Raw genomic sequence first — 8552 nt, forward strand, 5'->3', positions numbered from 1 at the left:
CTGATCGCCTTCGCCGTCCTGTCGCTGGCCTGGGACGCCGGGGCCCGCCGCGCCGTCGGCCTGCGCAGACCCTACGCCGGAGTCCTCGGCCACGACGTGACGAACGCCCTGGCCACGATGGGCCTGGTGCCGGTCCTGACCTACCTCGCCTCCTGGTCGGGCTGGTTCGTCTCGGCGGGCGGCTGGGGCCGCAACTGGGCGCAGGCCACCTCCCAGGGGCCGGGCTTCTTCGTCTTCGACTCGCTGCGCTCCTGGCTGAGCTACCACGTCCAGGTGCTCGGCTTCCACACCGGGCTGGAGACCCCGCACAACTACCAGTCCGACCCGTGGACCTGGCCGCTGCTGCTGCGCCCGGTCGCCTTCCACTACGAGAGCCCCCAGGGCACCTGCGGCGCCGACAGCTGCTCGCAGGCCGTCCTCGGCGTCGGCACCCCGGTCATCTGGTACGCCGGTCTGGCCGCCCTCATCGCCATGATCGCCTGGTACGTCGCCACCCGCGACTGGCGCGCCGGAGCCGTCCTGCTCGCCTACGCCGCCGGATGGCTGCCCTGGTTCTACTACGCCCTGGCCGACAACAGGACCATGTTCCTGTTCTACGCGATCACCATGGTGCCGTTCATGATCCTGGCGATCGTGCTCGCGGCGGGGCTGGTCCTCGGCCCGGCGGGCGCCTCGCAGCAGAGGCGGACGATCGGCGCCGCGGTCGTGGGCGCCTTCACCCTGCTGGCACTGGTCAACTTCTGGTGGCTGTACCCGGTGCTCACCGGCGAACTCCTCCCGTACGCCGAGTGGAGTTCACGAATGCTCTTCAAGAAGGGCTGGATCTGAGCGCCCGGATATGAGGCACTTGGAAGACATTTCTTAGGGTAGGCGCCGTGCAGGATCCATTACGTCACGTTCATCGTCAGAGCAGGTCCGCATACGGCAGACTTCGAGGCATGCCTGCACCGGACGTGGCCGCACTCCTGTCTGAGCTGGAGCGTTCCGAACCCGCCTCGGCCGAGCACGCCCGCAGCGCGATCGACTGGCTGACCGGTGGCGAGCCGCTGGAGACGATCACCCAGCTCAACGTGTGCGAGTTCCTCTGGTACACCCTGCCGTGCAAGGTCACCGGGGACCGCCACGCGATCGCCCGCGCGCTGGGCCGCCTGCTGCGGCTGGGCGGCCTGGAGCGCTACGCCGAGCTCTGCTCGGCGTCCACGACCGTCCACATCCTGCGCGTGTACGCGCGGCTGGGCGAGGAGGCCGGGACGGCGGCCTACCAGAGCGCCCTGGACGCGACGGGCGTGCTCCCGCCCGACGTCCCCGAGCTGCGGTGGAGCTCGATCATGGGCCCGGAGGAGCTGGGCGCGCACGGCGCCTGCTCGGCCGCGCTGGAGCTGGCCATCGTCTCGGGCGAGATCGCCCCGGGTCCCGGCGGTCCCGACGCTTCCGCGCCCCCCGACGAACCCGCCCGACCCGACGGACCCGGCGCGTCCACGGCCTCCGCCGGTCCCGACGGTCCCGGAGCGTCCGCGATCCCCGCGGTGCCCGGCGCGCCGCCGCCGTCCGCGGAGGGGCGCCGCAGGCTCACCAGCCGCTGGCTCACCACGCCCCGCCCCGAGCTGGGCGGCGACAACTGGCTCCACCGCGTCCAGGGCGAGCGGCTCAACCGCTGGGTGCTGGGCCGCGGCACCGCCTGGCGCGAGCTCGCCCAGCCCTTCGAGGTACGGCTGCACGCCCCCATCCCGGCGCCCAGGGAGGCCCACCTCGACGCGCTGCGCTGGCTGCTGGAGGCGGGCCTGCGTCCCGGCGGCGTCCCGCTGACCCAGCGGCACAACCTCGCCCGTTCCGTGCTCGCGGAGAGCGCCTGGAGCGGCGCGGAGCTGGCGGCCGCCCGCGAGGTGGCCCAGGGCCAGATGGGCGCGCTGCGGCAGACCGGCAGGCGCCTGGTGACCACCCCGGCGGGCGAGCGCCTGCTGGGTGACGCCGACCTGCTCTGGGAGACCGCCGCCGCCGCGCTGCTGGCCCCGGAATCGGGCGAGAACGGCTTCCGCGCCTCGGCCAGGGAGGTGGCCCTGATGCTGCTCGCCGACGGCGCCCCCGCCGACCGCGACCACGTCGCCGCGGTGATCGACTGCGCGGAGTGGCAGACCGGGGAGGTCGACGCCTCGCTCAACGAGCTGGGCAAGCGCCTGGACGCCTTCGGCCTGCGGGCCGGTGGCCGCCTCACCCCGGCCGGCCGCTCGGCCGCGCTGGCCGCCCTGCGCGGTCACGCCCTGCGCCCCCGCCAGTACGTCAACCTGAGCTGACCCGCCGCACCGCACCCCCGTGACGACCTGGGGAAGGACTCCGGCGGGAAAGCCGACTATCTTCCGCGAGAGCGGGCAGGGGCCACAGGTGCCCGAGTCCACCTCCGCCGGTCGCTCACCGGCGGCATCCTCCCCGCCCGCCTCCGGTGTCCCGCAGAAGGGACCCGAGACGCCCGCGCCACCCGCCGTGCCGGAAGAGACCCCCGCACAGCCTGCGACGTCCGCCGCGCCGGAGGAGACCCCCGCGCGGCCCGCGACGTCCGCCGCGCCGGAGGAGACCTCCGCGACGCCCCCGCAGCCCGCCGTACCCGAAGAGACCCCCCGGCCCGCCGAGGCCCCCGAGCCGATCCTGACCTCCGCGGGGCCGCTCGTGCTGCCCGGTGTCGCCCCCGCGCCTCCCGGCAGGGTCGCGGCCGCCGCCCCGGACAGGCCCGTCCCCGCCGAGACGCCCTCCGCCCTCCCCCAGGCCCTCCCGTTCGGCCGTCCCGGACGCTCGATGAGCGGCAACCCGTTCGTGTTCGGTTTCACCGCCGCCCTGGGCGTGCTCACCGCCTGGTGGCTGGTGCAGGCGGTGGTGACGGTGAGCTCGGTGCTGATCCTCATCATCGTCTCGCTCTTCCTGGCCATCGGCCTGAACCCTGCGGTCGAGTTCCTCCAGCGGCGCCGCGTCCCCCGGCCGGGCGCCATCACCGTCGTCTTCATGGGCGTCATCCTGGTCTTCGTCGTCTTCGGGCTGGCCATCGTCCCCCCGCTGACCACGCAGTCCACCCAGTTCGTCGCCGAGCTCCCGCAGTACGTCCAGGAGCTGCAGGACAACCCGCTCATCCGCGACCTGGACCAGCGCTTCCAGCTCCTGGAAAAGCTCCAGACGTACGTGACGAGCGGGGACTTCGGCACCCAGATGTTCGGCGGCGTGCTCGGCATCGGGTCGGTCGTCATCGGCGCGGTCTTCAACTCGCTGACGGTCCTGGTGCTGACGCTCTACTTCCTGGGCTCGCTCAAGTCGCTCAAGAGGATGGCCTACCGGCTGTTCCCCCGGACCCGCCGCAACCGCGCGGCCCTGCTGGGCGACCAGATCATCGACAGCATCGGCGGGTACGTCGCCGGAAACCTGATCATCTCGCTCATCGCCGGTGTCACGACCTTCATCTTCCTGAGCATCATGGACGTCCCCTACGCCCTGGCGCTCTCCCTGATCGTGGCGCTGACCGACCTCATCCCCCTGGTCGGCGCCTTCATCGGCGCGGGTGTCGCCTCCCTGGTGGGGTTCTTCGTCTCCCCGACCGTCGGCATCGTCTGCCTGATCTTCTTCACGATCTACCAGCAGATCGAGAACTACTGGATCGCGCCGGCCGTGATGAAGAGCTCGGTGGACGTGCCGCCGCTCGCCACGATCGTCGGCGCCCTGCTGGGCGGCGCGCTGCTCGGCGTGCTGGGCGCGCTGCTCGGCATCCCGATCGTCGCGGCGGTCCTGCTCATCGTCAGGGAGGTGGTCCTGCCCCGGCAGGAGCGCTCCTGACCGGCCCGCCGCCTCCGAAAGATTTTTCCTCTCTTCGCCCCGAAAACCCGTAGATCACAAGAAGATGCGATAAAAGATCATTTGTAACTACTGTCTCTTCTTGGGGTGTACGTGAAGAAGCATCTCCGACTTCTTGCGGCCCAGCTGTTCGCCGCCGTCCTCGTCCTCAGCGCCCTCACCGCCCTCTCCGGCCCCGCCCACGCCGGCACTCCGGCGGACGACGCCGCGCTCGCCGCCGAGTGGCGGGCCGCGTGGGACACCCACCGGTTCCACGAGACCACGCCGCCCGCGCCGGGGTCGGGACGAAGCAGGGCCCAGGACAGCATCTCCATCACGATCGACGCCCCGGTCGCCCGGGTGTTCCCCGCGTACTCCGATTTCAGCAACCACATCGGCAAGCACTCCTTCCTGAAGCGGGTCGTCGTCCACAAGAGCTGCTTCGTGCGGGGCGAGCGCCACATCAACCTGACCGCCGTCGAAGAGATCCCGTACGAGGGCACGATCGTCACCAGCAACACGCACGCCCAGCAGCGCATCGACTACGCGGGCCTGTACTACGAGACGGACAGCTGGACGTTCCCGGGCGTCGTCACCCACCAGAGGATCGTCTTCACGAAGCTGCCCGGCGGGAGGACCAGGGTCACCGAGGACCTCACCTTCGACGCGGACACCTCGATGATCGACTTCGCCCTCGCGAACGGGGTCTCCTCCCACCGGGCGACGCAGGCCGCCCTGAAGCAGGCCATCGAGAACCACGACCTCTGACGGGAGGCACCGGGCCGGACCCGGTGCCCGGCGGCCGCCGGTGAGCGGGCACGGCCCCCTTCCCGCCGGCGTCCGCCCCCTCCCGGCCGGACGCGGTTGACCTTGCCGCTACGTCAACGTCTCTAATGGGGACATGATGATCGGTGAGCTCGCCGCGCTGGTCGGGGTGTCCACCCGGACCGTGCGTCACTACCACCACCTGGGCCTCCTTCCCGAGCCCGTGCGCCGGGCCAACGGCTACCGGACCTACCGGCTGCGCGACGCGGTCGTCCTGGCCCGCGTACGGCGGCTGGCCGAGCTGGGCCTGTCGCTGGACGAGATCCGCGACGTGCTGGCCGACGACCGGGGCCGGGAGCTGCGCGAGGTGCTCCTGGAGCTGGACGCCGACCTGGCCGGGCAGGAGAGGGCGATCGCCGCCCGGCGGGAACGGCTGGCCGCGCTGCTCGCGCAGGCCGACCCGCACCCCGACTCGGCGGTCTCCCCGGAGATGGCGTCGGTGCTGCGCGACCTGTCCGTCGAGGACTCGGCGTTCGCCGCGGCCGACCGCGAGCTGCTGGCGCTGATGGACACGGTGACCGGCCCCGCCGACCGCGCCCGGATGCTCGGCCTGCTCCGGCCGCTCACCGAGCCCGAGGCGCTCGCGCGCGGGCACGCCCTGTACGCGCGGCTCGACGAACTCGCCGGCGCGGACCCCGGCGACCCCCGGGTGGCCGCGCTCGCCGCCGACCTCGTCGCGCACCTCCCCGCGGAGATGGCCGAGACGATGGTCACGGAACTGGCCCCGGAGGCCGAACCGTGGACGGAGACGATGGAGGACATGCTGCCCCCCGCCAGGCCGAGACGTTCCGCCTGGTCATGGCCATGCTGAGGGAGCGGCCATGACGCCCCGGGAGCACCCGGCGCCCTCACGGGTGCGCCGGATCGTGGGGTTCGAGCTGAGGAGCGCGGTGAGCCTCGCGCTCTGGGTCGCGCGCCGCCGCGACGGCGTGCCGCCCGGAGCGGTCGCCGTGCCGTACTCCGGGGGGCAGTCCTCGACGCTGCTGCTGCTGGTCTTCGCGATGGCCGTGGAGACCGCCGTGGTGGACGTGGTGCTGCTCGCGAACGACGTCCCCGCCGGCCCGCGCCTGGCGGTCCTGCTGCTCGACCTGTCCGGGATCGTGTACGCGCTGGCGTTCGCCGCCTCCTGCGTCACCCGCCCGCACGTGGTGACCCCCGCCGAGCTGCGCCTGCGCTACGGCGTCCACTTCGACCTGCGCGTCCCGCGCGCCCTGATCTCCTCGGTACGCCTCTCTCCCGACTACAACGCGAGCGGCATGGTCACCGTGAAGGACGGCCGGCTGAGCCTGGGGGTGGGATCGCGGACCAACGTGGTCGTCGAGCTGAGCGAGCCGGTCGCCGTCGTCCGCCCGCTCGGCGGGCACGCCGAGGCGACCGTGATCCACCTCTTCGCCGACACCCCGGCCGCGCTGGTGGACGCGCTGCGCTCCGGCGGGACGGCGGGCCGGGGGCCCCTCAGCGCGGGTCCTCCCGTGGCCGGGCCCTGACGTGCACCCGTTCGCCCTGGGGGCCGAAGAGGCTGAGCATCTCGGCCACCCCGGGCCCGGGGTTGGCGAAGAAGTGCGGGACGCGGGTGTCGAACTCGGCCACCTCCCCGGCGGTGAGCAGCACGTCCTTGTCGTTGAGCCTCAGCCGCAGCCTGCCGGACAGGATGTACATCCACTCGTACCCCTCGTGGACCTGGAGCTCGGGCTCGTGCGAGGGCCAGTTCACCGGGACCACCATCTTGTACGCCTGCAGGCCCCCGGGGCGGCGCGTCAGCGGGATGAACGTCATGCCGTGCCGCTGGAAGGGGCGGGGGTGGACGCGCGGGTCGCCCGTCGCCGGCGCGCCGACGAGCTCGTCGAGCGGAACCTGGTGGGCGCGCGCCAGCGACAGCAGGAGTTCCAGCGTCGGCCTGCGCTGTCCCGCCTCCAGCCGTGAGAGCGTGCTCACCGAGATCCCGGTCGTCGTGGAGAGCTGGGCGAGGGTGACGCTCCGGCTCTGCCGCAACGACCGCAGCCGGGGGCCCACCGCGTGCAGTACGTCATCGAGGTCGTCCACCCCTCCATAGTGCTGCACCGGCTCCACGGGGCCGTACCGGCGGCGGAACCGGCGGGCCCGCGGCGAACCTGGGCGCGGCGGCGTGGTGCGCGGCACGACGGGGGCACCGGGGGACGCCGGGGGCGCAGCCGGGCCGGCCGCTGATCGCATTCGCTCGCCGACCCGTATTGACTTCGCCTGTAAGAAATGAAAAGTTTCTTTCCTGAGAGCGCTCTCACGCCTCGTCCACCCCCCTCCCGAAGGACCTGTCGTGAGATTCAGCATGCTGACCGGCGTGGCGGTACTCACCGCCGCGCTCGTCCTCCCGCCCGTGTCGGCGCAGGCCGCCACCGTGCCCGAACCCGGCCCGGACCCGTCCGGGGCGGCCACCGCCCAGCAGGCGCTGCAGCGCGACCTCGGGCTGAGCGCCACGCAGGCCCGCGTCCGCCAGGCGCACGAGGCCGCGGCCTCCGTGGTGGAGCGGCGGCTCCGCACCCGCCTGGCCGACCGGTTCGCCGGCGCCTGGTTCGCGCCCGGCGAGGAGCGGCTGGCCGTGGGTGTCGTGAACGACGCCGACGCCGCCGTGGTCCGCGACGCCGGCGCGGTGCCGGTGCCCGTCCCGCGCAGCGAGCGGCAGCTGACCGCCACCAAGGACGCGCTCGACCGGGCCGCCGGCCGCGCCGGCAAGGACGTGCACACCTGGTACGTGGACGTGGCCTCCAACACCGTGGTGGTGTCGGCGGCCGACCGCCAGGCCGCCGAGCGCTTCGTCAAGGCCGGCGCCGTCGACTCCGGCGCGGTGCGCGTCGCCGTCAGCGAGGCGCCCAGGACCTTCTACGACATCCGCGGCGGCGACCAGTACGTCATCAACGGCAACACGCTGTGCTCGGTGGGCTTCTCCGTCAACAACGGCGGCTTCGTCACCGCCGGGCACTGCGGCGGCACCGGCAGCCCCACCCTCGGCTACAACAACGTCTCCCAGGGCACCTTCGCGGGCTCGTCCTTCCCGGGCAACGACTACGCCTGGGTACGCACCAACGGCAACTGGACGCCCCGCCCGTGGGTGAACAACTACGGCGGCGGCAACGTGCCGGTGGCCGGTTCCCAGGAGGCCGTGGTCGGCGCCTCGATCTGCCGCTCCGGGCGTACCACCGGCTGGCGCTGCGGCGTCGTCCAGGCCAAGAACGTGACCGTCAACTACTCCGGGTCCCTGGTGCACGGGCTGACCCAGACCAGCGCCTGCGCCGAGGGCGGCGACTCGGGCGGCGCCTACATCACCGGTGACCAGGCCCAGGGTGTGACCTCCGGCGGCGCCGGCAACTGCTCCAACGGCGGCCACACCTTCTACCAGCCGGTCAACGAGATCCTCGGCGCGTACGGGCTGACCCTGACCACCACCGGCGGCGGGGGCGACAGCCGGCTCATCGGCTGGCAGAACAGGTGCATCGACATCCCGGACGGCATCCCCGCCGACGGCAAGCGCCTGCGGGTGTGGGACTGCAACACCAGCCCGGCCCAGACCTGGACCTTCCCCGGTGACGGCACCGTGCGGGCCATGGGAATGTGCATGGACGTCGCCTGGGGCTCCACCGCCAACGGCGCCGCCATCCAGCTCGCCAACTGCAGCGGCAACCCGGCGCAGCAGTTCGTCCTCAGCGGGGCCGGTGACCTGGTCAACCCGCAGTCCAACAAGTGCGTGGACGTCACGAGCTGGGGCGGCAACGGCACGGAGCTGCAGCAGTGGGACTGCCTCGGCGGCGCCAACCAGAAGTGGCGCCGCGGCTGACCCGTACGCGCGGGGCGGGGGGGGGGGGGGGGGCGGGGCCCCCCCCCCCGGGGGGGGGGGGGGGGGGGGGTTTAACAAACACGGAGGGGGGAGTGAGGAGGAGGGGGCGCCG

The 8552-nt window shown here is 72.9% G+C and carries 7 protein-coding genes and 1 pseudogene; 7 read left to right on the plus strand and 1 reads right to left on the minus strand.

The window, feature by feature from the left end; genetic code table 11:
• The 6 genes and pseudogenes from ACLQ2R_RS29970 to ACLQ2R_RS29995 all read left to right on the plus strand — a co-directional run.
• Nucleotides 1–828 (plus strand): annotated as a pseudogene (locus ACLQ2R_RS29970) (phospholipid carrier-dependent glycosyltransferase); the annotation flags it as partial.
• 110 nt (nucleotides 829–938) lie between these two features.
• Nucleotides 939–2291, plus strand: coding sequence for a hypothetical protein (locus ACLQ2R_RS29975; protein WP_425964281.1), 1353 nt, complete (start codon nucleotides 939–941; stop codon nucleotides 2289–2291).
• 88 nt (nucleotides 2292–2379) lie between these two features.
• A complete protein-coding gene (locus ACLQ2R_RS29980) occupies nucleotides 2380–3810 on the plus strand; it encodes an AI-2E family transporter (protein WP_425964282.1) in 1431 nt (476 codons plus the stop codon).
• A 111-nt stretch (nucleotides 3811–3921) separates the two neighbouring features.
• Nucleotides 3922–4575, plus strand: a complete 654-nt coding sequence (locus tag ACLQ2R_RS29985) for a hypothetical protein (RefSeq protein ID WP_425964283.1) — start codon at nucleotides 3922–3924, stop codon at nucleotides 4573–4575.
• A 133-nt stretch (nucleotides 4576–4708) separates the two neighbouring features.
• Nucleotides 4709–5443: a MerR family transcriptional regulator gene (locus tag ACLQ2R_RS29990; RefSeq protein WP_425964285.1), complete on the plus strand. Its 735-nt coding sequence runs from the start codon at nucleotides 4709–4711 to the stop codon at nucleotides 5441–5443.
• A gap of 10 nt (nucleotides 5444–5453) precedes the next feature.
• Nucleotides 5454–6119 carry a hypothetical protein gene (locus ACLQ2R_RS29995; RefSeq protein ID WP_425964286.1) on the plus strand — a complete coding sequence of 222 codons (666 nt, stop codon included), beginning with the start codon at nucleotides 5454–5456 and terminating at the stop codon, nucleotides 6117–6119.
• On the opposite strand, the gene ACLQ2R_RS30000 is transcribed toward ACLQ2R_RS29995, so the two are convergent.
• Complete coding sequence (locus ACLQ2R_RS30000) at nucleotides 6088–6675, minus strand: helix-turn-helix domain-containing protein (RefSeq protein WP_425964287.1); 588 nt, start codon at nucleotides 6673–6675, stop codon at nucleotides 6088–6090. The two genes, ACLQ2R_RS29995 and ACLQ2R_RS30000, sit on opposite strands and share 32 nt — an antisense overlap.
• Nucleotides 6676–6925: 250 nt before the next feature.
• Here ACLQ2R_RS30000 and ACLQ2R_RS30005 point away from each other — a divergent pair, with 250 nt between their 5' ends.
• Nucleotides 6926–8440, plus strand: a complete 1515-nt coding sequence (locus tag ACLQ2R_RS30005) for a ricin-type beta-trefoil lectin domain protein (protein ID WP_425964289.1) — start codon at nucleotides 6926–6928, stop codon at nucleotides 8438–8440.
• Nucleotides 8441–8552: the final 112 nt, after the last annotated feature.

This window comes from Streptosporangium sp. DT93 (assembly GCF_049844535.1).
In the GTDB taxonomy this organism is placed as follows: domain Bacteria; phylum Actinomycetota; class Actinomycetes; order Streptosporangiales; family Streptosporangiaceae; genus Streptosporangium.

Bases quoted from the DNA above. Each gene is read 5' to 3' on its own strand.
- ACLQ2R_RS29975 (WP_425964281.1), top strand. From the start codon at position 939: ATGCCTGCACCGGACGTGGCCGCACTCCTGTCTGAGCTGGAGCGTTCC.
- ACLQ2R_RS29995 (WP_425964286.1), top strand. From the start codon at position 5,454: ATGACGCCCCGGGAGCACCCGGCGCCCTCACGGGTGCGCCGGATCGTG.
- ACLQ2R_RS29990 (WP_425964285.1), top strand. From the start codon at position 4,709: ATGATGATCGGTGAGCTCGCCGCGCTGGTCGGGGTGTCCACCCGGACC.